General features: G+C 45.9%; 26 protein-coding genes. 17 read left to right on the top strand and 9 right to left on the bottom strand.

The annotated features are described in order from the left end of the window. Positions 1-53: 53 nt before the first annotated feature. The 5 genes from M1K58_RS07740 to M1K58_RS07720 are packed head-to-tail and all read left to right on the top strand — an operon-like array spanning position 54 to position 5,156. Positions 54-203, top strand: coding sequence for an amidohydrolase family protein (locus tag M1K58_RS07740; RefSeq protein WP_306220284.1), 150 nt, complete (start codon positions 54-56; stop codon positions 201-203). Next, positions 200-1,690: a tagaturonate reductase gene (locus M1K58_RS07735; protein WP_256758073.1), complete on the top strand. Its 1,491-nt coding sequence runs from the start codon at positions 200-202 to the stop codon at positions 1,688-1,690. Before M1K58_RS07740 ends, M1K58_RS07735 begins: the two co-directional genes overlap by 4 nt. After that, positions 1,690-3,183, top strand: coding sequence for a UxaA family hydrolase (locus M1K58_RS07730; RefSeq protein WP_256758072.1), 1,494 nt, complete (start codon positions 1,690-1,692; stop codon positions 3,181-3,183). Before M1K58_RS07735 ends, M1K58_RS07730 begins: the two co-directional genes overlap by 1 nt. After that, the gene (locus tag M1K58_RS07725) at positions 3,183-4,127 is read left to right on the top strand and encodes an aldo/keto reductase (protein WP_256758071.1); all 945 of its coding nucleotides are present in this window, start codon (positions 3,183-3,185) and stop codon (positions 4,125-4,127) included. The genes M1K58_RS07730 and M1K58_RS07725 overlap by 1 nt, the downstream gene beginning before the upstream one ends. A 15-nt stretch (positions 4,128-4,142) precedes the next feature. Beyond that, positions 4,143-5,156 carry a zinc-binding alcohol dehydrogenase family protein gene (locus M1K58_RS07720; protein WP_256758070.1) on the top strand — a complete coding sequence of 338 codons (1,014 nt, stop codon included), beginning with the start codon at positions 4,143-4,145 and terminating at the stop codon, positions 5,154-5,156. Positions 5,157-5,235: 79 nt separating this feature from the next. On the opposite strand, the gene M1K58_RS07715 is transcribed toward M1K58_RS07720, so the two are convergent. Next, the gene (locus M1K58_RS07715) at positions 5,236-6,411 is read right to left on the bottom strand and encodes a benzoate/H(+) symporter BenE family transporter (RefSeq protein WP_256758284.1); all 1,176 of its coding nucleotides are present in this window, start codon (positions 6,409-6,411) and stop codon (positions 5,236-5,238) included. Positions 6,412-6,736: 325 nt separating this feature from the next. On the opposite strand from M1K58_RS07715, the gene M1K58_RS07710 reads away from it, so the two are divergent. Further along, on the top strand, positions 6,737-8,017 hold the full coding sequence (locus M1K58_RS07710) for an ArsB/NhaD family transporter (protein WP_256758069.1): 1,281 nt from the start codon (positions 6,737-6,739) through the stop codon (positions 8,015-8,017). 75 nt (positions 8,018-8,092) lie between these two features. Then, positions 8,093-9,049 carry a hypothetical protein gene (locus M1K58_RS07705; protein ID WP_256758068.1) on the top strand — a complete coding sequence of 319 codons (957 nt, stop codon included), beginning with the start codon at positions 8,093-8,095 and terminating at the stop codon, positions 9,047-9,049. Positions 9,050-9,376: 327 nt separating this feature from the next. On the opposite strand, the gene M1K58_RS07700 is transcribed toward M1K58_RS07705, so the two are convergent. The 7 genes from M1K58_RS07700 to M1K58_RS07670 all read right to left on the bottom strand — a co-directional run bounded on the left by M1K58_RS07700 (position 9,377) and on the right by M1K58_RS07670 (position 15,114). After that, entirely contained in the window at positions 9,377-10,288 is a 912-nt protein-coding gene (locus M1K58_RS07700) for a DMT family transporter (RefSeq protein ID WP_256758067.1), read from the bottom strand. 132 nt (positions 10,289-10,420) lie between these two features. Further along, positions 10,421-11,290 carry an urease accessory protein UreD gene (locus M1K58_RS07695; protein ID WP_256758066.1) on the bottom strand — a complete coding sequence of 290 codons (870 nt, stop codon included), beginning with the start codon at positions 11,288-11,290 and terminating at the stop codon, positions 10,421-10,423. Then, positions 11,280-11,954 (bottom strand): urease accessory protein UreG, encoded by a 675-nt coding sequence (gene ureG, locus M1K58_RS07690; RefSeq protein WP_256758065.1) that lies wholly within the window; start codon positions 11,952-11,954, stop codon positions 11,280-11,282. Before ureG ends, M1K58_RS07695 begins: the two co-directional genes overlap by 11 nt. A gap of 28 nt (positions 11,955-11,982) precedes the next feature. Further along, a complete protein-coding gene (locus tag M1K58_RS07685; RefSeq protein ID WP_256758064.1) occupies positions 11,983-12,675 on the bottom strand; it encodes an urease accessory protein UreF in 693 nt (230 codons plus the stop codon). A gap of 15 nt (positions 12,676-12,690) precedes the next feature. Continuing rightward, positions 12,691-14,412, bottom strand: a complete 1,722-nt coding sequence (gene ureC / locus M1K58_RS07680) for an urease subunit alpha (RefSeq protein WP_256758063.1) — start codon at positions 14,410-14,412, stop codon at positions 12,691-12,693. Then, positions 14,409-14,780 (bottom strand): urease subunit beta, encoded by a 372-nt coding sequence (locus tag M1K58_RS07675; RefSeq protein WP_256758062.1) that lies wholly within the window; start codon positions 14,778-14,780, stop codon positions 14,409-14,411. Before M1K58_RS07675 ends, ureC begins: the two co-directional genes overlap by 4 nt. Before the next feature lie 28 nt (positions 14,781-14,808). Continuing rightward, positions 14,809-15,114 carry an urease subunit gamma gene (locus M1K58_RS07670; RefSeq protein ID WP_256758061.1) on the bottom strand — a complete coding sequence of 102 codons (306 nt, stop codon included), beginning with the start codon at positions 15,112-15,114 and terminating at the stop codon, positions 14,809-14,811. Positions 15,115-15,396: 282 nt separating this feature from the next. Between M1K58_RS07670 and urtA the strand changes: the two genes are divergently transcribed. The 6 genes from urtA (at position 15,397) to M1K58_RS07640 (ending at position 20,715) form a co-directional block, all read left to right on the top strand. Further along, entirely contained in the window at positions 15,397-16,638 is a 1,242-nt protein-coding gene (urtA, locus tag M1K58_RS07665; protein WP_256758060.1) for an urea ABC transporter substrate-binding protein, read from the top strand. 127 nt (positions 16,639-16,765) lie between these two features. Beyond that, positions 16,766-17,671, top strand: a complete 906-nt coding sequence (gene urtB, locus M1K58_RS07660; protein ID WP_256758059.1) for an urea ABC transporter permease subunit UrtB — start codon at positions 16,766-16,768, stop codon at positions 17,669-17,671. A 38-nt stretch (positions 17,672-17,709) separates the two neighbouring features. Continuing rightward, positions 17,710-18,816 carry an urea ABC transporter permease subunit UrtC gene (urtC, locus tag M1K58_RS07655; RefSeq protein WP_372339119.1) on the top strand — a complete coding sequence of 369 codons (1,107 nt, stop codon included), beginning with the start codon at positions 17,710-17,712 and terminating at the stop codon, positions 18,814-18,816. Beyond that, a complete protein-coding gene (gene urtD, locus M1K58_RS07650; RefSeq protein ID WP_256758282.1) occupies positions 18,816-19,595 on the top strand; it encodes an urea ABC transporter ATP-binding protein UrtD in 780 nt (259 codons plus the stop codon). Before urtC ends, urtD begins: the two co-directional genes overlap by 1 nt. Beyond that, complete coding sequence (urtE, locus tag M1K58_RS07645) at positions 19,573-20,268, top strand: urea ABC transporter ATP-binding subunit UrtE (protein WP_256758058.1); 696 nt, start codon at positions 19,573-19,575, stop codon at positions 20,266-20,268. The genes urtD and urtE overlap by 23 nt, the downstream gene beginning before the upstream one ends. A 234-nt stretch (positions 20,269-20,502) precedes the next feature. Continuing rightward, positions 20,503-20,715, top strand: coding sequence for a hypothetical protein (locus M1K58_RS07640; RefSeq protein ID WP_256758057.1), 213 nt, complete (start codon positions 20,503-20,505; stop codon positions 20,713-20,715). Positions 20,716-20,721: 6 nt separating this feature from the next. Here M1K58_RS07640 and pdxR read toward each other — a convergent pair whose 3' ends face one another. Further along, complete coding sequence (gene pdxR / locus M1K58_RS07635) at positions 20,722-22,179, bottom strand: MocR-like pyridoxine biosynthesis transcription factor PdxR (protein WP_256758056.1); 1,458 nt, start codon at positions 22,177-22,179, stop codon at positions 20,722-20,724. Positions 22,180-22,341: 162 nt separating this feature from the next. On the opposite strand from pdxR, the gene M1K58_RS07630 reads away from it, so the two are divergent. From M1K58_RS07630 to modB, 4 genes are all read left to right on the top strand, one after another. Beyond that, positions 22,342-24,288 (top strand): ATP-dependent DNA helicase, encoded by a 1,947-nt coding sequence (locus tag M1K58_RS07630; protein ID WP_256758055.1) that lies wholly within the window; start codon positions 22,342-22,344, stop codon positions 24,286-24,288. Between the two features lie 99 nt (positions 24,289-24,387). Continuing rightward, on the top strand, positions 24,388-24,933 hold the full coding sequence (locus M1K58_RS07625; RefSeq protein ID WP_306220187.1) for an NADPH-dependent FMN reductase: 546 nt from the start codon (positions 24,388-24,390) through the stop codon (positions 24,931-24,933). A gap of 199 nt (positions 24,934-25,132) precedes the next feature. After that, complete coding sequence (modA, locus tag M1K58_RS07620; RefSeq protein ID WP_372339117.1) at positions 25,133-25,918, top strand: molybdate ABC transporter substrate-binding protein; 786 nt, start codon at positions 25,133-25,135, stop codon at positions 25,916-25,918. Positions 25,919-25,945: 27 nt separating this feature from the next. Further along, positions 25,946-26,611: a molybdate ABC transporter permease subunit gene (modB, locus tag M1K58_RS07615; protein ID WP_256758053.1), complete on the top strand. Its 666-nt coding sequence runs from the start codon at positions 25,946-25,948 to the stop codon at positions 26,609-26,611. The last annotated feature ends 5 nt before the right edge of the window (positions 26,612-26,616 follow it).

The following is a 26,616-nucleotide window of genomic DNA, read 5'->3' as shown; positions in this document are numbered from 1 at the left end:
CTCATCAGCATTATTGGACGATCAAGCGGGATGTTCTGAGCGTGTGATGTTTGATGTTCGGTAGTGATTGGCCAATTTTTTTACTAGAAGCAAGCTACGATCAAGTGGTGAACATTGTTGAGCAGGCGCTACCTGACAGCTGGGGCGAACTGGAACGTGAACAGTTATTCGGAGGAAATGCGAAGGAGTTCTATAAGCTATGATGAGAGCATTAAATCAATCGACTTTGAGTGAAACAGAGCAACTTCAACTTGAAGAGGTGCGCACAAGCCCCATAACGGTGCTGCAAATCGGGGAAGGCAATTTCCTGCGTGGATTTTTTGACTGGATGATCCATGAATCTCGTAAGCAAGGCTTGTTCAAGGGGAGTATTGCTGTAACGCAGCCGCGACCTTCAGGGAAGCCTAAAATTGAAGCGTTAGCTAATCAAGACGGTTTGTATACGCTCGTCATTCGTGGACTTGAGAACAAGGAAATCGTAGAGCGTCGGGAAGTGATTTCCGTCTTCTCTGAGGTGTTCGATCCTTACACAGATTGGGCGCACTTGGTTGAGTTAGCTGTAAGTCCGGATTTGCGATTTGTCGTATCGAATACGACTGAAGCAGGTTTATTGTATCGACCAGAGTTGTTATCTGAAGGTACGCCTATCGTATCTTTTCCAGGAAAAATAGCCTATTTACTCTATCAGCGTTATCTGGCTTACGATGGGGCGAAAGATCGTGGGATTATTTTTCTTCCATGCGAGCTTCTTGAGAGAAATGGGGATGCCCTTAAAGAGGCTGTGCTGAAATACGCGACAGATTGGGAGCTTCCAGCTTCGTTCCTCGAATGGGTTCAGTCCGATAATCGCTTCCTTAATTCCCTAGTGGATCGGATCGTTACCGGCTATCCGGACACGGAACAAGCGGAGGAGTGGTTCGTGGATTGGGGATACAGAGATGAGCTGCTTAGTACGGCGGAGCCTTATCACCTATTGGCAATCGAGGCTGAACCGGAGCTGGATGAGTTACTTCCACTCAAACGAGCGGGTTTAAACGTATTATGGGTCGAGGATCTTAAGCCCTATCAGCAACGCAAGGTTCGTATTCTGAATGGAGCACATACGCTGATGACTCCTCTAGGAATCCTACATGGGATCGAGCATGTTCGCGAGCTAATGGAGCACGAAGAGCTTGGAGGGTACATTCGAGGAACGGTAATGCAAGACATTATTCCAACATTGCCGTACCCGGAAAATGAAATGAAAGCTTACGCGGAAACCGTGTTCGAAAGATACTTGAATCCGTACATTCGTCATCGGCTTGCGGATATCGCTATGAACAGTCTAAGCAAGTTTAAGACGCGGTTGCTGCCTACGATCGCGTATTATGCAGAGCGGGGCGAGTCGATTCCAACGAGTCTTCTGCAAGGATTTGCAGGGCTCCTACGTTACTATCAAGTGAAAAAACACGGCGATCAATACGAAGGCTTATCTTTGCAAGGATTGAGCTATGTTGTTCGTGATGATGTGAAATCTTTAGAGACAATAGCTGCAATTTGGGACAATGCAGAGAGTAGCGGTGAGCCTCTTAACGAGACGGTTGAACAGTTGCTTAAGCAGGAGTTGCTGTGGGGACAAGACCTGTCACGTTGGCAGAGATTAACGGAAGCCTTGACGGCTAGCTTAACGAACTGGAAGGGGGAGCAGTAATGAGCGATTGGATTAGACTATCGGCGAATGATCAGGTTGCGATTGCCTTGAAGGAATTTTCAGCGGGTGAGGTTATTACGCTTGAGGATGGTGCGCAGCTTCAGTTGACAGACGATGTGCCGAAAGGCCATAAAATATTGACCAATCCGGTAAGTGAAGGGCAGGACGTGTTAAAGTTTGGCTATTCCATCGGTAAAGCGAAGGTAGAGCTGACACCAGGAACATGGGTGCATACACATAACCTCGGAACGGGTTTGAAAGGCTTTCTGGAATATGAGTATGAGCCAACAACCCCTGTCGCACAAGCGCAAGCGCCTCGCAGACAAACCTTTCAAGGGTATGTTCGTGACAATGGTGATGTCGGAATACGAAATGATATTTGGATCATCAATACGGTAGGCTGCATTAACAAAACATGTGAAGTTATCGCCAATCGGGCGAATACACAGCATCGTGGAAGAGTGGACGGTGTGTATCATTTCTCCCATCCATTCGGCTGTTCACAGCTGGGAGACGATCTGAAGCACACTCAGAAGCTGCTTGCCTCCCTAGTGAATCATCCGAACGCGGCGGCAGTATTAGTTGTTGGTCTGGGCTGTGAGAACAACCAGATCGACTCCTTTAAGCTAGCAATTGGGGACTATGATCCACGGAGAATTAAGTTCATGAAGTCGCAGGAGGAAGAGGACGAGCTAGAGACTGGGCTTGCGCTTATTGAGGAATTGGTCGAATATGCGGAACAATTCCAGCGTGAATCGGTGCCTGCGTCCAAGCTGAAGTTAGGCTTGAAATGCGGCGGCTCAGACGGATTATCCGGAATCACAGCGAATCCACTTGTCGGCTCGGTATCAGATAGACTTATCTCGGCAGGCGGTACAGCGATTCTAACCGAGGTTCCAGAGATGTTCGGCGCAGAGACGATCCTCATGAATCGCGCGGCGGATAAGGAAGTGTTCGGGAGAATCGTTTCCCTCGTGAACGATTTCAAGCAATATTTCATCCGACATGATCAGGAAATTTACGAGAATCCTTCTCCAGGCAACAAAGCGGGAGGGATTAGTACATTAGAGGAAAAGTCACTTGGCTGTACGCAGAAGGGCGGTCATTCGATCGTAACGGATGTCGTCGCATATGGAGAACGAGTGAACAAATCTGGACTTAATCTACTGGAAGCGCCGGGTAATGATCTCGTTTCAGTTACAGCTTTATCCGCTGGTGGCGCACATATCGTGCTCTTCACAACAGGCAGAGGAACACCCTTCGGAGGACCCGTACCAACAGTGAAGATTTCAACGAACAGTGAGCTGGCTCAGCGCAAGAAAAATTGGATTGATTATAATGCGGGACAGCTGCTCGAAGGCAAGAGCATGGATGACTTGACGGATGAGCTGTGGGATCGGTTGTTAGATATCGCGTCGGGAGATACTCATACGAATAATGAGGTGAATGGGTTCCGCGAGATTGCTATATTCAAGGATGGAGTGATTTTGTAATGAGAACTCGCAAACTTGGCCAAACCGGTCTAGACGTATCCGTGTTAAGCTTTGGTGCTTCCTCACTCGGCTCCGTATTTCGGGAGACGAATGAAGCAGAAGCGATTCGTACCGTACATGCCGCACTGGATTCAGGCATCAATTATATCGATGTCTCACCGTATTATGGATTGACGAAGGCTGAGAGCGTATTAGGTAAGGCAATTAAGGATGTGTCGCGCGATAAGTTTCTCTTATCAACAAAAGCTGGACGCTATGGGACAGATCAGTTCGATTTTTCCCGTAAGCGGATTACGGACAGCGTGGAGGAAAGCTTCGCACGGTTGAATACGGATTATATCGATGTTCTATATCTTCATGATATTGAATTCGTGTCCTCCGACATTATCTTGGAGGAAGCGATCCCAGCTTTACAGCGTTTGAAGGCCGAGGGCAAAATTCGGTACTACGGCATTTGCGGACTTCCTATTCAGCTGTTCGAGACGCTGCTTCCGCAAGTACAGGTCGATGCGATCATCTCCTATTGTCATTATTCACTAAACGATACCGCGTTACTTAATCTATTGCCTTTGCTTGAACAACAAGGAACCGGTCTTGTCAACGCGTCGCCGCTGTCGATGGGATTGTTAAGCACACGTGGAACGCCGGATTGGCACTTAGCAAGCGCAGAGTTGAAGGCAACGTGCAAACAAGCGGCACAGTTGTGTGCTAGCCGCGGCTTCGATATTGCGAAGCTAGCTGTACAGTACTCAACCTCGAACGAGCGAATTCCAACAACGTTAGTCAGTACGGCTAATCCGGACAATATCCGTAATAACGCGGCATGGACGAACGAGCCAATCGATGAGGAACTGCTCAAGGATGTGTTAGACATTCTGAAGCCGGTTCATAATCGGACATGGGTAAGTGGTAGACCGGAATATAACGAAGATATCAGAGTATAAGGGGAGAGTGTCGTTATGTTAGGAATCGTGTGTGAAGAGATTGAACGCTTTAAGCTAGTGGAGCTTCCTGAGCCCTCATTTGTTGCTGGCGAAGCGATTGTGCGCATTAAAAGAGTTGGGATATGTGGTACGGATTTACATGCCTTCAAGGGGAATCAGCCGTTCTTCAGCTACCCTCGAGTGTTAGGTCATGAACTCGCAGGTGTCATCGAGCAGATCGGTGACAATAACGAAGGGCTCACGGTAGGCGATCAGGTTAGCGTTATCCCTTATATGCATTGCGGACAATGTATCGCTTGTCGTAACGGGAAAACCAATTGCTGTACGTCGATGAAGGTGCTTGGTGTTCATATCGATGGGGGAATGCGTGAGCTCATCTCCGTTCCAGTTACGCATCTGGTAGGAACGAATGGCTTATCACTCGATCAGTCAGCCGTATTGGAGCCTCTAAGTATTGGAGCTCATGCGGTAAGACGTGCCGGTCTGGTCAAAGGCGAGACAGTGCTTGTGATCGGCGGTGGACCTATTGGATTAGGAGTCATGGCATTCGCTAAATACGAGGGTGCTCGAGTCATTGCGATGGATATTAACGACGAAAGGCTTGCCTTCTGTCAGTCATGGGCTAACGTAGATGACACTTTGAATGCTTTGCATCAACCGGAGGAGAAGCTATCTGAGCTGACAAATGGAGATTTCCCAACAGTTGTATTCGACGCTACAGGCAATGCGAAATCGATGACAGGTGCTTTCGGACTCGCTGCGCATGGTGCGAAGATCGTCTATGTGGGTCTCGTTAAAGCGGATATAACGTTTAACGATCCGGAGTTTCACAAGCGGGAGCTCACGCTTATGGGCAGCCGTAACGCAACGAAGGAAGATTTCTCTCATGTATACGAGGCCGTTAAGAGTGGCAGCATTGACGTCAGTCGCTATATTACACATCGGTCGCCATTCGATGGAATGATTGGTCAATTCGAGAGCTGGTTGAAGCCAGAAACGAAAGTGATCAAAGCGATGGTTGAACTGTAAAGATAGGTGGACATGCTCGGAAATAAAGCCGTCTGGGGAGCAATGCTTCCTCAGACGGCTTTGTTTTCGGCAAATCAACTTACTCGTCGTTCGCTTTACCTTCACCTAGTAGCTTGGCTGTGATGCCCCCTATGAGCAATGACCATACTGCGGATGAAATACCAAGAAAGGATATATTAGAAATAGCGATAACAAAGGCAAACAATATCGAGTATTTGTAAGTCGTCTCTGAGAATGCAGATTTCAGACTACCTAATAACACGCCCATTAAGGAAAAGCCAGTTAGCATTGTAATGAAGAATGCAGGCAAAATCTCAATCACAACAATAAATTTCCAGGCAAAGACGCCAAACAGAGCAACTAATACACCGGATACAATGGCAGCGCGATAGCGACTGTCCTTCTGACCAGCCTCCTCACTGCTGCAAAGTGCTGTCATCATGCCACCTATATTTACCGCATGTCCTCCGAATAAGCTTGCAATCGATGTTCCCAAGCCAGAAAAGGCAATCGTTTTATTAATAGGTGGATGAAATCCGTTTTTTTGTAATGCAGCAAGAGCGACAGCAAGATCATTACTCAGAATCAAGACAGCGAGAGGAATGGCAAGCGATAAGAAACCATGCCCAGTAAATGAAGGTATAACGAACTGCGGCAAGCTAAACGGTACGCTTGCAACGCTAGGTAAATCATAACTAAGGAGAAGACCCACAACACCAAATGCGATAACCCCAAGCAGCGGAGGAATGGCTCTAGAAATTTTGGGGGCAAGGAAGAAGCCTGCTATTGCTAATCCAACAACGATTGGAGACTCCTTAAATGCAGGGACAATCTGAACGACAAAATTGAGGATGAGACCTGCAAGCATCGCATCAATGAGCGGTTTGGGGATGAGCTTCAAGAGCTTATTGAAAATTCCAGTGAAGCCGAGTATAGCGATTAAGCATCCCGCCATCATGAAGCTTCCGGCCAATTCCTGTATAGAAAACTGAGCGGCTGCTGTGCTCAGGAAGGCTGCAGCAGTAATGGAATGAGCTCCCGCAAATGGGATTTTATAAACTAGTGACAAAATAAGGTTTAAGCTTCCGCCAATAAAATAAACAATGAATAACCATGATAGGAGCTCGGGCCGAGATAATCCCATCAGCTCTGCCGTATTCATGATTAATATAGCTCCACCTGTGCACGCCATTAAAGCAGACAGGATTCCAGCAGCTATGTTCTGTGTACTCAAATAAAAAGGATAATTGCGCATACGTTTCAAGAACATCACCTTCGATTTATATCATTGACCAATGGATGGTATATTTGCATCCATGTATCATAACATAATCAATAAATAGTTGAGTGTGGATAATAAATAGCGAAAAGTCTTGAGAAACGAAGTAAAATGGAGTATGATTGTAATATTGATGAACTAAATAGGGAACACCGGAGGAGCCTGCCACCAGCAGGCTTCTTTTTGCTTTTTTTAGGGTTGCGTTTTAAAATTTCTCCTTCTCCTGCTGGTGTGCACGGATCAACGGTTTTATTTCCGATATCTGGACATCATGAAGGCAATTTACTTCAAGGAGGATACTATGGAACAGCAAGCAATTTGGGCAATTGGAATTTTCTTGGTTATTTACGCACTTATCGTTACGGAAAAAATTCATCGAACAATCGTCGCGATGATCGGTGGCATCTTGATGGTCGTTTTTGGCATTGTGGACCAAGAAACAGCGTTACATCATATCGACTTCAACACGTTAGGCTTATTAATCGGGATGATGATTATAGTTAGCGTAACAGCGGAAACAGGTTTATTCAAATATATCGCGATCGTCGCGGCCAAGAAAGCGAAGGGTGAGCCCGTTCGTATACTTGTCTCGTTGGCGCTCATTACCGCGGTGGGTTCAGCATTCCTTGATAACGTAACAACGGTCCTGTTGATGGTACCGGTTACGTTTAGCTTAACAAGGCAATTGAAGGTTAATCCATTACCTTTTCTTATTACTCAGATCATTGCCTCGAATATCGGGGGCACGGCTACGCTCATCGGGGATCCCCCGAACATTATGATTGGAAGTGCAGTGAAGGAGCTTAGCTTTACTGATTTCATTGTGAACTTGGCGCCTATAGCGGCCATTATTATGCTTATTAACATACCTATCTTCATCTGGCTATTCCGCAAAAGTATTCGTACTACGGATGCTCTTAAGCGCAGCATTATGGAAATAGATCAGAAGCAGCTAATTACAGATTCGAAGCTGTTGAAGAAATGTTTGATTATCTTAGGACTGACCATACTCGGATTTTTCACACATCAAATGCTTCATCTGGAGTCCGCGACAGTCGCATTAGCGGGTGCCTTTTTCTTACTGCTATTAACAGGTGAGCATAAGATGGAGGAAGCTTTCTCGAAGGTAGAATGGATGACCATCTTCTTCTTCATCGGACTGTTCGCGCTTGTATCCGGCTTAGTTGAGACAGGCGTTATTTCACAGCTAGCTGCGAGAGCCATCGAATGGACGGGCGGAGATTTGGCAGCGACCTCCATGCTCATTCTCTGGTTAAGTGCTATCGCTTCAGCCTTCCTAGACAATATCCCGTTCGTTGCTACGATGATTCCAATGATTCAAGAAATGGGAGTCATGGGTATAGATAATCTAGAGCCGCTGTGGTGGAGTCTTGCATTAGGTGCTTGCTTGGGTGGCAACGGTGCGTTGATTGGAGCTAGCGCCAATCTAATCGTAGCGGGTATGGCCGCCAAAGAAGGACATCCCATCACATTTATGAAGTACTTGAAGATCGGGTTCCCCCTTATGATTTTATCGGTTGCTGTAGCAAGTGTTTATGTTTACTTGAGGTTCTTGATGTAGGCAAAGATCCGGATATATCCATCGACTTCGAGTAAACAAATTCTTATGATTCTGTTTAATCAAAGGAGAGTAGATATGAACAAGAGATCACGGAGAGCGAAGAAGAAGACGATGACTGTTGCTACGATTGCGGCACTAGCGTTATCCATACAATTTGTTAGTGTTGCTGCGGCGAGTTCCACTTCTACACAATTAGCTTCTGTAACCACAATAGCAGCTTCTAGCAGTGCAACAGCTGCAAAAGTAGTGTCCCAATTTGAGGCTTATGTTAAGAAACAAGGTGAATTACCTCAAGCAATCGCATATTTGAAGGTAAATATTAATGAGGTAACCAAATCTGAGGCCACGATCATGGTTCTACATCTGGAAAATGCGATTAAAAAGCAAATGACAGCGATAGAGAAGCGTTTCGAGAAAAGCTCCGTACAGCTTGCGATTAGTAAAGTGTACTCGAGAGGGGATACCTTCGATAACATCATCACTCGTACGAAGGATACGAGCTTGAAGGTGTTATTGCGGGAAGCGCGTGATAGTGGGTATAAGCTGGAGACAGCTGAAGGATTCTATTTTCCAGTCGTAGATTATTCAAGATTCAAACCTTATGTGGGTAAGATTAATGCGGATATAGAAGCGTATATCGATATTATGGCTGTCGAGTCCGATCAAGTTAAGGTCAAGGATGCGGGAATCATGATTAGTTACCAACAACTTGTTGGCCGTGCCCTGAATCAAGAAAGCTTCATCGTCCAATACCCGTATTCTAACCGTGCTGCACACATTCGTAATCTTTTCAGCAGCTATGAAACGTTAACGTATTATGGAACGAATAATACGCCACTATTCGATTATTCAAATAAAGTGATCCAGCCGAACGCATTAAGGGGATACATGGGGATGCTGCAAAGGAACGATGTTGAGCTTAGTCCTTATCTGACAAAGTTGCAGGCTTTCATGAATTTACTTGAGGACAATGAATATAAGCTAACAGTTGAGGGTGAGAAGTTTCGTAAAGATAATGTACCGATTCAATAAGAGCTACAAACCTCTGAACTTTCAATAAGAAAAAGTGCGGGTGTCGGAAGATTGCTTCCACTACCCGCACTTTTTCTTTTTTGCTCAGTTGCGTACATTCTGAGCTGAGCATTACACGATATTTTGAAATCTTATAATTTGTCCAAATTCGCTTTAGTATTTCCGAGTTTAGGAGGACGAGTAGATGAGCTGGCAATCGACTCATGTTCAAGATTCCGCAATCTGTAAGAGATGTCTTCTAAGTAATCAAGCATCATCCCCATCGCGAAAAAGATGATCCCCGTTACAATGCCGCTGATCCACCACGTTATTGCAGTTCCCCATCCATTATGCGGCTTCGGATGTAGCTTTTGTTGACTTGTCGTCGGTGTATTCGTTCCTCATATAGAGTAGCAATCCTACAATAATGAATGCTCCTCCTATGAGTTGAGATGTACTAATCATCTCTTGGAAGAGTAGCATGCCGAGTAGACTCGCACCTACAGGTTCAGCGAAAACGGCAATTGATATCGTAGTCGGCTTCACGTATTGAAGCAACCAATTAAAGATTAAGTGCCCAAATACAGTAGGGACGATGGCGAGTAAGAGGAAGATGATCCATTCAGAAGAAGGGTAGCTCAACATGTTAATGCCCATGGAGAAATTGTAGACCCAGAAACAAATGAACGCTACGGCAAATACAATCAAGCTATACAAAAAGGAAGAGACCCGGGTGAGAATCACCTTAGCAATAAGAATGTTTACAACTACGGCGAGTGTACCGAGTAACGACAGGACATCGCCTTTAAATGCTTCACCCGACAAGCTAATATCGCCGGAACCTACACAAAACGCGCCGATAAGCGCAACAGTCATTCCAAGCAAGGCAAGCTTACCGATTCTGTCCTTGAATACAAAGTAGGCACCGATCATCACGAAGACAGGCTCTAGTGCCAATATTATCGTAGAGCTGGCAATGGACGTAAAGTTCAACGACGCCATCCAGAGCAGGAAATGTAGCGCCAGGAAAAAGCCTGCTAAGGCAAGTAGCACCCAATCTTTTCGCGTGATTGATCGAACTGTTCGAAGTTGACGGGTTCCGAAAGGGAGCATGAGGATGACTGTGAACAGCATACGATACATACCTTGGACCGATACAGGAGCATCCGAATAACGAACAAGTATGGGGGCGAAGGAAATAGCAATCATACCCACGATTAAGGGGATGAGTGTGGGTACGGGTGGATTCTTATTATTCATGAATAGTTACCTTCCTGTTCTCTGGAGCAATTAAGCTATTGTAATGCTGGAGAACAGAAAGATCAACAGGCGACGCAAGGATAATGTCTCCTTAACGTCGCCATTCCTGTGACTTTCTAATGGGGGGATAACTCAAGATAAGGCTATTGTGCTCATATTGGGGTATTTGGCAGAGAGCAGATTGTGGCGAGCAACGTTCCAGATCCTATCGATTAAGGCTTGTAGCTGCCAGGTGTTGTGTCCAAGTAGGCGTATGCAAATGCCATGTTGAGCGGTGGAGCTTGCTGCTGCGAGTAAGGTCGTTGAAGAAGCAGTGGATAGGATGGCGCGGATGGCCTCCAATAAATGACCGTCTACATGCTCTGAGAAGATCCAAAACGCACCACTATGTGTGAAATGCTCCATGGCCCCCGTCACTAGATAGTTCTGGCTAGCGGGCTCGAGTAGAAAGTGGTCCCAAGCGATCAGCTTATTTTCCTTGTAGACCTCAAGGTCGCTCGCGACCGACTCGTATTGGAACAGTTCATTGCGCTGTGTGCGTCCAGGTGTCCATATATCCGCATACAACAGCGTTGCGCCTGCCGCAAGGTGGAACGTTGTTCGACAATGAACTTGACTACCAGCGTAAGGAATTGTAGGTTTTGGGAAATATTCAAGCACAGCATTCGTACCGATTGTGCAGGTGAAGCTAACATCTGCACCAAGCTTAGGAGAAGGATGAACCTTCGTAAAAGATTGATTGGTTAGGATGAGGTGGGTATGTTCGTAAAGTGAAAAAACGAGCACATACCGATCCCCATCCATTAATCCAGGCGACACATCCATCACGTAGACGATGAGTGCATCTGTTGAGCTTTCGCGAAACGTCTTCGTCAGCTTCAGAGGCGTTTCGTGATAGCGGTCAGTCAGTACGGTCTTGCCCTCGATAAGTCGGCATACGGCGTTTAAGTGAGAGGTTCTGAATCGAAAAGAAGACTCCGTTGTGTCTAACTCAATGGTCATGGGAGTGCGCTCTGTCGAGCTGATGCTCCAACCAATGAATGATCTCACCTAACCCCTCGCCAGACATCATATTAGACATGACATAGGGACGAGTGCCGCGCATCTGCTCAGTGTCATGCTTCATTACTTCAAGGCTCGCACCAACGTAGGGGGCGAGATCGATTTTGTTAATGATTAGCAGATCCGACCGCATAATGCCTGGCCCGCCCTTGCGCGGTATTTTCTCCCCTTGTGCAACGTCGATAATATAGATGAAGCGATCAACGAGCTCAGGACTGAACGCTGCGGCAAGATTATCACCACCGCTTTCGATGAAGATGATTTCTAGATCAGGGAATCGCTGTTCAAGCTCCTCGACTGCCTCGAAGTTCATCGAAGCGTCCTCACGAATCGCTGTATGCGGACATCCGCCTGTCTCTACACCAATGATGCGATCCTCAGGTAATGCGGCTTGGCGAATAAGGATACGTGCATCCTCTGCTGTGTAGATATCATTTGTAATGACGGCGAGGCTAAACTGATCGCGCAGCGCCTTCGCTAGCTTTTCTACGAGTGCGGTTTTCCCTGATCCGACAGGACCTCCAATGCCGATGCGAATTGGACGATCCAGATCTCTTATAGGTGTGATCCATTGTTCATGTGAATGATTAGCTCCTTGGCACATATATAATTCCTCCTCTAATGTAATGGCTCTATGACATAAATAGTCTTGAATATAACGTCTCATGCTTCATCGCTCGGATGTCGTGGGCGGGGGTAAAGCTGTGAAGCTGATCCGGTGCAAGATCACGTACCATCAACCACTGCTCATGTGCAATGGGCTGAAGCCTACGGATGAGTACTTGACCTTCTGTTTGGCCAATCGACATGAGCCGAAGTGCGCTGTTGACCGTTGTTGTAATGTTTGTGTATAGATATCCTTCTACGGTGGTTTCCAAATCAACCTTCAGGTGATGGCAGATCCAGGCGAATACAATGGGCAACGTACAATAACCACCGCGTTGTACTAACACGCGTTCAAACGCAGTGACTGCAAGCTCAGGGTACATCGCTACAGCAAGTTTTAGTAGTCGCTTTCCCATCTTCTGAATACCTTCGCGAGATTCCTTCGCAATGCGCTGTACATGGATGATTTGGTCTAATCGCACGATACTGTGTAGATCATCTCGATCACGGTCTAACGCAGCATATACCCCTTTGATCGCTAGTCCCTCTAGCCGTACCCATCCGGCATGGAGCTGCCCGACGATGTAAGCCTCGAGCTGCTTCACATCGTTTATTTTCCCCTCCTGCACATAAGCTTCGAGTCCGAAGGAATGGGAGAATCCACCAATAGGCAGAGCTGAATCTAACAGCTGTACGAAAGCAAATCGATTGCTAATCATCTCAAAACGCTCCAATCAGAACATGAAATAACGTTGGGCCATCGGCAACATCTCAGCTGGCTCGCAGGTCACAATCTCGCCATCTACACGCACTTCGTACGTTTCTGGATTCACCTCTATAAGCGGAGTCTGATCGTTATGGATCATATCCTTCTTGCTGATGGCACGACAATTGCGTACAGGCTCTATATGCTTTTGCAGCTCTAGCTTCTGATGCACACCTGCTAGGTAGGCGGCTTCTGATAAGAAGGTCATGGATGTGCGATGCATTGCTTTTCCGAAGGAGCCGAACATCGCTCTACCATATACAGGCTGAGGAGTTGGGATAGAAGCGTTCGGATCTCCCATCTGGGCATAAGCGATAAAGCCTCCTTTAACAATGAGTTCAGGCTTTACGCCGAAGAAGGAAGGCTGCCATAGGACGAGATCCGCCCACTGGCCGGCTTCTAGCGATCCAACAAGATGAGAGATGCCGTGAGCGATGGCGGGATTAATCGTATATTTTGCGATATAGCGCTTAATTCGAAAATTATCTCCTCCACCTTGTTGTACATCCTCCGGTAATTCCCCTCGCTGTCGCTTCATTTTGTCCGCTGTCTGCCATGTGCGCATGATGACCTCTCCGACGCGACCCATCGCCTGTGAATCAGAGCTAATAATGCTAAATACGCCAAGATCATGCAAAATATCTTCTGCGGCAATCGTCTCAGGGCGAATACGAGAATCGGCAAAAGCGACATCTTCAGGAATTGAGCTATCGAGATGATGACACACCATGAGCATATCAAGATGCTCTTCAATCGTATTGATGGTAAATGGCCGTGTTGGATTGGTGGAGGAGGGGATGATGTAGGATTCTGCGGCTGCACGAATAATATCAGGTGCGTGACCTCCTCCTGCCCCCTCGGTGTGATACGTATGAATGGTGCGTCCTTTAATGGCTGCGAGCGTATCTTCAACAAAGCCGGCTTCATTGAGCGTATCGGTGTGAATGGCTACCTGCACATCATATTGATCGGCAACCATTAAGCAGCAATCGATTGTTGCTGGGGTCGTACCCCAATCCTCGTGAAGCTTGAGGCCGATTGCGCCTGCTTCGATCTGTTCGATGAGCGGCTCTGGTGTTGCGCAGTTGCCTTTGCCAAGGAAGCCGATATTCATTGGGAAATTCTCTACGGATTCCAGCATACGGTGGATATTCCATGCACCGGGTGTACAAGTTGTTGCCTTCGTACCTGTCGCGGGTCCTGTGCCACCGCCGATCATCGTGGTGATTCCTGAGGCAAGCGCGACTTCAATCTGTTGTGGGCAAATAAAATGGATATGTGTATCGATCGCTCCAGCGGTGACAATTAGACCTTCGGCAGCAATAACTTCGGTCGAGGCACCCACGATGAGGTTCTGATGAACACCATCCATTGTGTCGGGATTGCCTGCTTTGCCGATGCCGACGATGCGACCGTTGCGAATGCCGATGTCACCTTTTACAATGCCCCAGTGATCGATGATGATCGCATTCGTAATGACGAGGTCAAGCGCCCCGCAAGCACGCGTAATTCTAGATGATTGCCCCATTCCATCGCGAATAACTTTACCGCCGCCGAACTTACATTCATCACCGTAGACCGTGTAATCATGCTCGATTGTCGCCCATAGCTCGGTGTCTGCGAGACGTACCGCGTCTCCTGTAGTGGGGCCGAAGATGGAGGCATATTGCTTGCGTGACATTATACTCATTGTTGAAGCTCCGCCTTCCATCGCTGTAATCGCTCAAGCAATTGGGCGGGGTCTTCTGGTAGGTGCGCAATGCCTTCGGTTAATCGATTGAATCCATATACCTTCTGTGACCCTCCAAGCTGGACGAGTGTAATAGGCTTCTCTTCACCAGGCTCGAACCTGACCGCAGTTCCGGCTGGGATGTCTAATCGTTTGCCGTAGGCTTGTAGCCGATCGAACTGTAAAGCTCTATTTACTTCGAAAAAGTGATAATGAGAGCCGACCTGAACAGGGCGATCTCCGAGATTAGTTACGATGAGTGCAGTTAGCTCACGCCCTTTATTAATCGTAATATCTTCTGACATAACGCGGTATTCCCCAGGTATCATAGGCGATCACCTTTCTTTAAGTAGGAATTTAAGTACGAATCGGTTCGTGAACAGTAACGAGCTTTGTACCATCAGGAAATGTCGCTTCAACCTGTACTTCGCCGATCATCTCAGGGATACCAACCATACAATCACTCTTCTTGAGTACAGTTCCCCCATAGGCCATGAGCTGAGCTACGGTCTTCCCATCTCGTGCACCTTCCATGATCTCAGAGATCAATATAGCCATTGCCTCGGGATAGTTGAGCTTAACCCCCCGCTCTTGACGTCTTCGAGCTACATCGGCGGCATAGCTGATGAGCAGCTTTTCCTTCTCACGCTCTGTGAAATGCACAACATTGCCCTCCTATCTTAAAAAAATGTCACTTAACATAACATCAATAGGATTGAGATGTATATATATGTTACATGCACATCTCCTAATCACCTATTTAATAGCTATTATGTGTGAATTATTGCCAAAAAACAAGAAAAAAAATATTATTAGGATTTTTATGTTAAGTATATTGACGCGGAAAAATTAACCACATATAATTTGAAATGCGAACATTTTACAAAAAAATAGCAAGATTGTTCGTTAATTACAAATTTTCAAACAAGATGAGGGAGTGGAGAGATGAAGAAATCGTTAGGGTCCAGTATGATGCTTATGATTGTAGTTCTAAGTATGGTGATTGCGGGATGTTCATCAAACAAGGAGAGTGGCTCATCCAGCAGTCCAAGTGAAGGTTCGACCGAAGATACAATTAAAGTCGGAATTCTACATTCTCTTAGTGGCACGATGGCAATCAGTGAGGTTTCCGTTAAGGATTCTGAACTACTTGCTATAGAAGAGATTAATGCTGCGGGTGGTGTACTAGGGAAGAAGATCGTACCAGTCGTTGAAGATGGTGCATCCGACTGGCCGACTTTCGCCGAGAAGGCAAAAAAGCTTTTACAGCAAGATAAGGTGGCGACAGTATTTGGTGGATGGACATCATCAAGCCGTAAGGCGATGCTACCCGTATTCGAGGAGCTTAATGGTCTATTGTGGTATCCAGTTCAATATGAAGGTCTGGAATCCTCTCCGAACATTTTCTACACAGGTGCTACGACAAACCAACAGATTGTTCCTTCTGTAACTTGGCTGCTTGAAAACCGCGGCAAAAAGTTTTTTCTCCTAGGCTCTGACTACGTCTTCCCGCAAACAGCGAACAAGATCATTAAAGCTCAGCTAGCTGCAGAAGGTGGAGAGCTCGTAGGGGAGGAATATACACCGCTGGGTTATACAGATTACAGCACAGTTATTAGTAAAATCAAGGCGGCGAAGCCTGATGTTGTCTATAACACACTTAATGGAGATAGCAATGTGGCGTTCTTCAAGCAATTGAAGGATGCGGGGATTACGACAAGTGATCTCACGACACTATCCGTTAGTGTTGCAGAAGAAGAAATTCGTGGGATTGGTACAGATGTACTCGTGGGTCATCTGGCAGCATGGAACTATTATCAAACAACGGATACGCCTGCGAATAAGAAGTTCGTTGAAGCCTATAAAGCGAAGTACGGTGCCGACCGTGTAACGGCTGACCCGATTGAAGCAGGATATATTGCAGTTTACCTGTGGGCAGCAGCGGTAGAGAAAGCTGGTTCCACAGATGTAGATAAAGTGAGAGAAGCTGCGAAGGGTATTGAGTTCGATGCACCAGAAGGCAAAGTGACAATTGATGGAGAGACACAACACATCTACAAGAAGGTACTGATCGGTGAAGTGCAGGCTGATGGCATGTTTAAGGAGCTCTATAGTACGCCAGAGCCTGTTAAGCCGGACCCCTACTTGAAGGGCTATGCTTGGGCAAAAGGCTTGAGCAATGGATAGTGTTACAGCCAAATTTGCGAAATTGATTAATTAATAGGGTGAATGAACGGTTCTCTTATGGCTTATTTATTAGAGCCATAAGAGAACCGTACTATATTCACCATTAATGAAGAGAAGGAGATGCCTGATGAGCGTCATTATGCTACAGCTTTTTAACGGAGTGAGTGTGAGCTCGATATTGCTGTTGATTGCCTTAGGTCTCGCGATTACCTTCGGACTGATGAAAGTGATTAATATGGCACATGGTGAGTTCATTATGATTGGCGCCTATTCAACCTATGTCATTCAGCAGGCTTTCACTAGCAATGTATCTAAGGCAGGTTTTGACTATTACTTCATGTTCGCGATCCCTTTCGCGTTCCTAGTCGCCTTTATTATTGGGCTCATTCTCGAAGTTAGCTTGATACGATTTCTGTATGGGCGACCATTAGACAGCTTACTCGCAACTTGGGGTGTGGGGTTAATTCTCCAGCAGCTTGCCCGTAACATCTTCGGAGCTCCAAATGTGGCAGTCATTAGCCCCGAGTGGCTTAATGGAGGATGGGAAATTGTCGCAGGAACAGTGCTTCCATATAAACGCTTGTTCATTATTGGTCTTGTGGCCTTCTGTCTCATCTGTATGTACTTCTACATCTATCGCAGTGATGCAGGAAGAAGAATGCGCGCCGTCATGCAAAATCGGGAGATGGCTTCCTGTCTAGGGATTTCAACAAGACGAGTTGATATGATGACCTTTGCGATTGGATCGGGAATTGCGGGTGTTGCAGGGTGTGCATTAACTTTGCTTGGTTCCATCGGTCCGTCCATCGGTACCTATTATATTGTGGATGCGTTCATGGTTGTTGTGCTTGGTGGTGTAGGCAAATTGATAGGTACTGTGATTGGAGCCTTCGGCATCGGACTTACGGGAGCCTATTTGGAATACTGGACAACAGCATCACTTGGGAAGGTAATTGTATTTGCTGGCATTATGGCATTCCTGCAATGGAAGCCAATGGGGCTTGTCACGATGCGCTCACGGTCGCTTGACTAAGTTGTACACTTCTTGGAATGGAAAGGAGAGCAAACTGAATGTTGAAATCAATGACGCTTTCCTTGCAAAAGAAAGCATGGCTTTCCGTTGGTTCGAGTGCAGCGGTTATCCTCCTCTTGAGTGCCCCGCTGTTTCTATCTGACTTCAATCTGAATCTATTGGCGAAATTTCTCGCTTTTGCGATTGTTGCGATTGGATTGGATCTGATCTGGGGCTATACGGGGATTTTGAGCTTAGGACATGGGGTGTTCTTCGGGCTTGGGGCTTATTGCATGGCGATGTATTTGAAGCTGGAGAGTACAGGGGGGAAGCTCCCGGACTTCATGAATTGGAGCGGTCTGTCTCAGCTTCCAGCATTCTGGAAACCGTTCCAATATGCGGCTTTTGCCATTCCTGCTGGGATCATCGTTCCGATGGTTGTTGCCTTGATCTTGGGCTATTTTACTTTTCGAAATCGAATACGTGGTGTGTATTTCACGATATTAACGCAGGCGCTCGTTATTATTACAACGACTCTGTTCATTGGACAACAGAAGTTCACGGGTGGAACGAATGGCGTTACAGGCTTTAAAACATTGTTCGGATTTGCTCTGAAGGAACCTTCTACGAAGGTTGTCTTATATTTAGTTACAGTCGCTGCGCTCGTGGGTGTCTATCTAGTATGTCGCTATCTCGTGCGCAGCCGTACGGGGAAAGTATTAGCAGCTGTTCGGGATGCGGAGAATCGGGCGCGATTTATCGGATATGATCCAGTTAAATACCAGTTATTTGTATTTAGTCTTTCAGCAGGAATCGCAGGACTTGCAGGGATGCTATTCGTCCTTCATGTAGGGATCATTTCTCCTACATCTATGGGAATTGTCCCCTCAATTGAGATTGTGCTATGGGTTGCATTGGGCGGAAGAGGGACATTGATTGGTGCGATCATTGGGGCAATTGCTGTAAATGCGGCTAAGAGTGGATTAAGCTCTGCGTTTCCGGATATGTGGTTATTTTTCATGGGTGCACTTTTCGTCGTTGTCGTTGTATTCATGCCAAAGGGAATTGTTGGTTCATTGCCACAGATCATTGCATGGGTGAGATATAAGCTGAGGAGAACGAATGTGACGACCACACAAAACCTTATTGAGGAGGCTAAATCGTGATGAGCTTGAAGAGTCCGATTTTATCCTGTGAAGATGTAACGGTGTCATTCGATGGGTTCAAAGCGGTTAACCAAATGAATCTTACCTTAGAACAAGGTGAGCTGCGATTTCTGATCGGCCCGAATGGGGCTGGAAAGACGACTATGCTTGATGTGATTTGTGGAAAAGTACGAGCGACATCTGGCAAGATTCGCTATAGGGGGGATAACGACATTAGTCGGAAGAAGGAGTATCAGATTGCAGAGCTTGGAATCGGTCGCAAATTCCAGGCCCCGTCGATCTTCTCGCAATTATCAGTTATGGAAAATTTGGAGCTGGCGATGAGCCAGAAGCGGGGTGTATTCTCAACCTTGCGAGCGAAGATGACTGCGGTAGATGCGAAGCGAATTGAAGAGCAGCTAGTGCTAGTCGGTCTAGCTGATTATGCGAATACGAATGCAGGCGGATTGTCACATGGCGAGAAGCAGTGGCTGGAGATCGGGATGATTCTGATGCAAGAACCGCACGTTCTGCTGCTTGATGAACCGGTTGCGGGGATGACTGATGAAGAGACGGTAAAGACTGGGGAGCTGCTGAAGGAGATCACCAAACTACGCACAGTAATTGTCGTGGAGCATGATATGGAGTTTGTTCGGAACTATGCTTCCAAGGTAACTGTGATGCATGAGGGCAAGCTGCTTAAGGAAGGGAATATGGAGGAAGTGCAGGGGGATGCACAAGTCGCAGAAGTGTATCTCGGACAAAGGCGGGATGAACATGTTGTCAATCCAACAGCTTGAAACAGGGTATGGCGAAAGTGTGATCTTGCGAAATATTTCAATTCGGGTACAAGCTGGGCAGGTGGTGTGCTTGATGGGGCGAAATGGTGTCGGAAAGACGACGCTCCTCAAGAGTATCATGGGCTTGCTCAAGGTGAAAAGCGGGACGATTACCTATAATGGATCGGACATGAAGAAGCTCCCACCCTATGCGCGTGCGAAGCTAGGCATAGGGTATGTGCCGCAAGGACGGGAGATCTTCGGACAGTTGACCGTGGAGGAAAATTTGCTGCTTGGTATTGAAGCGAGTCGGCAATCACGAATTACAGTGCCCAAGGAAGCGATTGAGAAGTTCCCAGTGCTTAAGACGATGTATGCACGAAGGGGAGGGGACTTGAGCGGAGGACAACAGCAGCAGCTCGCATTTGCAAGGGCACTTGCTTCTAGACCTGATCTACTGTTGCTTGACGAACCGACTGAAGGGATTCAACCTTCCATCGTGCAGGATATCCAAGATGTTATCCGTGGGATCAAAACACAGGGAAGAACAGCCATTCTGCTCGTAGAGCAGAGTATTGCGTTCGTGAAGAGCGTTGCGGATTATTACTATATTATCGAAAAAGGTACCGTAGTTGCTGAAGGGGACATTGCGAGCTTTGATGATTCTCACGTGCGGAATCACCTAGTATTCTGACCGTGTACAGCTTGAAATGGATGGATCCGATTAATGAGAGTTCATTATGCATGCTAGACATCTCCGAAAGGGGCTGACCTAGCATGCTTTTTTATATCAATAAATCCACGATGTCACCCACTCAAAGCTCACGGTCCTGTAGTCATCCAACTGGAGGGTCTACAATTTTGTAAAGTGGATGGTCTCAGCAAATAACAAATCGGTTAAACTGAGCACAAAGGATGGTGCAGGTTTATGGACACTAATATAATGTTAATTGTGACCTTTATCATTATGGCGATTGCTGCAATATTGACGATCAGAGTAGGTTTATCCGCTGGGAATAAGGAAGAGAATAATAGCAGCTATGCCGCCAATAAAGGACGCAAAATAAGGCGACTGCTTTATATATACCTTGTCGTCATTGTGGCTGTACTGATTGTATTCATCGTTATTATGAGAAGGTAATGTGAATTAGCGCGAATTTTTCTCATCCCTGCATTGAAGATAGGCTTCTGCAAACCTTTGAATGCCTTGACCGATCAAGAGGTCATCAACCTTGCTATACGTTAATCGCACATGGCGACTTTGTGAACCAAGCGTACTTCCTGGGGTGAACACAACGCCCTTATCGATGGCTAGATTGAACATTTGTAGCTCGTCCCAATCACCCTGCAATTCACACCAGAGGTGGATTCCTCCGGATGGAATATGGAAACGCACCTTGTCACCCAATTCCGTACGGAGGGCATTCATCGTGAGCTGCAGTTTTTTTTGTAGGCCAACTCTTAATTGCATCAGGTGGTTGTCTAATTCCCCCGAGGAGAGTAGCTGAGCGGCGATCCACTGCGGGATATTGGAATGTCCAAAATCTAATTGCTGCTTCGCATCCGTCAGTCTCTGAATGACAGCCTGGGGTCCGGTCATCCATCCAATACGAAGTCCTGAAGATACGATCTTCGACAATGAGCTAATATAGAGCACGGAACCATCCTGATCCATAGACTTCAATGTACTCATCGGTTCTTGATTAAAGCTGGTCAGACTGTAAGGGTCATCCTCCACGATTGCAATCCCATACTTTGTTGAGATGTCTAGCAACCTTTTCCTTCTATTATAAGCAAGTGTCGTTCCGGTCGGATTGTGAAAAATAGGATTAACGAAAACCATTTTGATTTTATGCTGCTTATATAGCGAAACAATTTGTTCGGGATCAATTCCCTCTTCCCCGACAGGCAAGCGGAAAGTTCTTAACCCTGCGGAATGGAAAATAGGTAAGGAAAAGGAGTACGAGGGATCTTCAATCGCTACGCTGTCGCCAGGCTTCAGCAAGCATTGAATAATGAGCTGTAAAGCTTGCTGTGCTCCAGAAGTGACCAGTATAGAAGAAGAGGAAGACTCGATATTCCGATACCTATTCAAGTGATTCGCTATGCTTTCCCGTAGCTTAAGATTGCCTTGAATATGTTCATAGCCCAAGTACTGACTTAACTCCAATTGGCTATGGGCCTCCTGCATGAGAGTGACAGGGAACAGATCCGCGCTTAACTCACCAATCGCAAAGTTGATGTAAGGCTTATCCGAGCCTACGATCTTGTGAATTGTACGTGTTATGGGATCGTTCAACTGGAGGAACCCACTCTTTACGTATTCCTCCCAGTTCGGAACGCGCTTCACATGACCTTCTGCTGATGTAGATAAGGTCACTATGGTACCAAACCCCTTAACCCTTTTGACTAATCCTAATGAATTCAATTGATCATATGCTGAAATTATTGTACTTCGATTAAGGTCAAGAAGAGCGGCAAGCGTACGTTCTGAAGGTAGCGAGCTGCCCGCCGGATATTCTCCGTTCATGATCCTCGTCTCGAAATAATCGGATATTTGTATGTAAACCGGGATTTGTGAAGACTTGTCTGGTTTCCACTCCATGATGCTTCATTTTCCCCCAATTTTGAATCTTTTTTGTACCGTCTAAAAGTGTATGACAGTCGTGCTCAGCTGATTATAGCATACGGATCACACAGTATCTTTGCTTTTATAGGACGATCATGTGATAATGTCACGACACCATATAGTGGAGGCAGCATCTTATTGAGTCGATATCCTTTTGAATATGAGCATTCCAAGCCGTTTTTACAACAGGTTGGGGAATGGGTAGCAGATGTATTTTACGATATATTGCCTGACGCGGGCTTTGAGGTTCGTGATGAGCAAATTTATATGGCTTTCCAGCTAGAACGAGCTTTCGCTGAGAAGCAAACGATTTTCGCGGAAGCGGGAGTGGGAACAGGAAAGACGTTAGTTTATTTACTATACGCGATTTGTTATGCTCGTTATCATCGCAAGCCTGCGATCATAGCCTGTGCAGATGAATCGTTAATTGAGCAGCTGGTTAAACCAGAAGGGGATCTTGCGAAGCTCACTCAGCATTTGAACTTGATTATCGATGCGAGATTAGGTAAGTCTCAGGATCGTTATCTCTGTTTATCCAAGCTGGATAATGCGAGATCAGATCATGTTGATGTTGACGTGTATAATTCCTTATATCAAGATTTGCCTTCATTCGTCCATAAGAGTGGAGGCATGCAATCTTTCTATGCATACGGGGATCGTAAGCAATATCCTCATTTGAACGACGAGCAATGGGAGCGAATTAATTGGGATCCATTCCAGGATTGTTTCGTCTGCGATCAGAGACACCGCTGTGGGCAAACACTGTCGCGTGAGCATTATAGACAGTCGACGGATTTGATCATTTGTTCGCATGACTTCTATATGGAGCATGTATGGACGTATGAAGGACGTAAGAGGGAAGGGCAGCTTCCCTTACTTCCAGATCACTGTACAGTCATATTCGATGAAGGACATCTCTTAGAATCTGCGGCTCAGAAGGCTCTGACCTATCGGATTAAACACAATATATTCGAAGAATTAATTACTCGACTTTTGAAAAATGAAATTCGGGAAACGCTAGCTGTGCATATCGATGAAGCTATTGAGCATAGTGAAGCTTTGTTTGAGCTGCTGGAAGTCCAAAGCGTAGCGATTCCGGGTTCAGATCGCCGCCAGATTACGTTAAACGATGCACTTATCCAAAAGGTAACTCAATTACGTCGCGTGATTGATGGCATTGAAGAGGAGCTCGTTTTTGAAAGTGAGCTTTATACGTTGGATAGCTACCAGCTCCGTATAGTGGAAGAGCATCTGGAAATGATGCAGAAGGCACTTAGCTTGTTCCAAGGCTCTAGCTCGCTCATCTGCTGGGTAACGGAAAGCACGACAGGACTCACTTTAGTCATTATGCCGAAAGCAGTTAAGGAAGTTCTACGTGAGCGAGTTTTCGCGATGGACATGCCTGTTATTTTCTCATCCGCAACCTTATCTATAAATGGTTCATTCGATTACTTGGCTTATAGTTTAGGGATTGAGAAGTATTTATCCTTCAGCGTCAATTCTCCGTATGAGTACGAGAACCGGATGGAAGTTGTCGTGCCTAAGTGGGAGAATGAAGCTTCATTTGCGGAAAAAATGAAAGCAACGGTAAGGATGCTTCTGCGAACAGAAGGACGAGCCTTAATATTGTTCCCATCAAAAGAACTATTACGGCAATTCAAAGATGCGATCCCTGCTTTCTCGGAATGTGAGGCTATGAGCTTCGGCTTTGAAGGGGATCGTGAAATTAGCCATCTGATCTCGGACTTCCAGAGTGACGAGAGGAGTGTGCTATGCGCGGTTACGTTATGGGAAGGACTCGATGTTCCTGGTCCGTCGTTATCCAACGTTATCGTCTTTTCACTTCCGTATCCTCCCCAGGATCCAGTATTTATGGCTAAGCATCAGGAAGCAACTTCTCCTTATGAGGAAGTGGATTTGCCTTATATGCTGCTCCGTCTTAAGCAGGGAATTGGTCGCTTGATCCGTACCCGGGAAGACTCCGGAATAATCGTCATTTTAAGTGCGGAAATTCATTCGGATTCAGAGCTGCGGGAGCATATTCAAAGCTTGTTACCAGAGGGTGTTCATCTGAAACTGGAGTAACGAACAATTCTACTTCAACTAGCATTTGTTCTTTTTAGGGATTCGATGCTAAAATAGAATAAGATGTTCATTGGATAATACTAGAGGGGTTGTGATCGAATGTTGAAAATCGCCGTTATTATCGGAAGTCTTAGACAAGGTTCCTACAACTTACAATTAGCTCATACATTGAAGGAACGCTATATTAATAAAATAGACCTAGAAATTACGGACATTCGATCTCTTCCGTTTTTCGATCAAGATATCGAGTTAAACCCCCCACAGTCAGTTAAAGAATTATTGGTTAAGATTAAAGCTGCGGATGCCGTGTTCATCATTACTCCGGAATACAACTGGTCGGTTCCAGGCGTTCTTAAGAACGCGATCGATTGGCTGTCTCGAGTGGACAAGGTACTCATTGATAAACCCGTATTAACGATGGGGGTATCCCCTGGAATGATGGGTACGATTCGTGCCCAGCTTCATCTTCGAGAAATTCTAGCAAGTCCAGGTATTCAAGCAAAGCTTCTACCTCCAGCAGGTAATGAGATTTACATTAGCTCCGCAGGCTTGAAGTTTGACGAAACGACTAGTCGACTTGTTGATGATTCGACTCTTCGTTTTATCGATCGTGTAATCGAAAAGTTTATTGAGTTTGCTAAGTAACAAAATAGGTAAACGCGTAGATATGATTTTAAGTTGGGATTGTCGATACAGGGCAATCCTTTTTTGTTTCTATTTTTCGTTTAGGATATCTCTATTTATCATCAAATCATACTAAACATAACGAAAACCATTTCGTTTTTTGCAATCTTATGGTAGTCTCCATAATATATCCAGTCCATTATCTTGATTTCGGAGGAAAATGATCATGTTGAGAAAAAGCCTGTTAGCGAGTTTGAGTGTAGCCTTAGTTGTGGCCACGTTTTCCTTACCTGCAAATCCCTCTTATGCAGCTTCTAAAACAGAACTGCTAGTGTCGGCTGCTGCTAGCCTGAAAGATAGCCTGGATGAAATCGAGAAGAAATACGAGAAACTACATCCGGATATTGATCTGCAATTCAATCTAGGTTCTTCAGGAACACTTCAGAAGCAAATCGAGCAGGGAGCTCCGGCTGACTTATTCCTGTCTGCAGGGAAGAAGCAAATGGATGCGTTGATTGACGGGAAAATGATTTCTAAGAGCACGACATTACTTCTTAATGATCTCGTACTCATCGTGCCTAACGATTCCAAGTCCAAATTTTCTTCCGTTAAACAGCTCAGTGATAAAGCTATCAAGATGATCGCGATCGGCCAACCTGAATCCGTTCCCGCTGGACAATATGCTAAAGAAACATTAACTGCCCGCAAGGTTTGGGATACGCTTCAAGACAAACTGATTTTCGCGAAAGATGTGCGTCAAGTGTTAACCTATGTGGAGACAGGCAATGTCGAAGCAGGTTTCGTCTATAGAACGGATGCTCTAACTTCCAATAAGGTGAAAATTGCCTTGAAAATTAGTCCATATGCTCATAAGCCTATCGTATATCCAGCGGCTGTACTGAAGCAGTCCAAGCATCAGAAAGAAGCGGATGCTTTCTACGAGTATTTACAGTCCACTGAAGGAAAAGCTGTTTTCGTAAAGTTTGGATTTGAATTACCCAAATGATAATTGAGGAATGAGGGTGCTTGAAGTTTGAACAGCCATGATTTCTTAGATCCTATCATTCTTTCGATTAAAGTATCGGCCATTGCAAGCGTGCTAGTGTTTGTCCTAGCTGTCTTATTCTCTCGCTGGATGGCTAAGGCGAAATTCTATGGCAAGAATTTGGTTGAGACTTTGCTTCTGTTGCCGCTGGTCTTACCACCGACTGTTGTTGGATTTATTCTACTCGTTGCGCTAGGTCGTCGGAGTTTAATTGGGGAATGGTACGAGAAGCTGTTCAACGGGCCCATATTGTTTACTTGGGGAGTCGCGGTAATCGCTGCCGTCGTTATTGCATTCCCTCTAGCCTATCGGACGATGAGAGCCGGCTTCGAGGAAGTAGATCGTAACCTAGAGGATTCCGCTAGAGCCCAAGGAGCGACGGAGTGGCAGGTGTTCCGATATATCACAATGCCTCTTGCGGCAAAAACTTTAACAGCAGGATACATCCTCGGTTTTGCACGCGCACTTGGTGAATTTGGAGCTACTCTAATGGTAGCCGGTAATATTCCGGGACGAACCCAAACGATTCCGACAGCCATTTATATTGCGGTCGATGGTGGAAATATGAGAATCGTATGGTTATGGGTCGGTATCATGACTTTGCTAGCTTTCTTAATGCTCCTTGTAGCGAACCGATTTACGAGATCAGATTAATCAAA

It is taken from the genome of Cohnella sp. WQ 127256 (assembly GCF_024519285.1).
Lineage (GTDB): Bacteria > Bacillota > Bacilli > Paenibacillales > Paenibacillaceae > Cohnella.
This window is presented reverse-complemented; position numbering and strand designations above follow the sequence as displayed.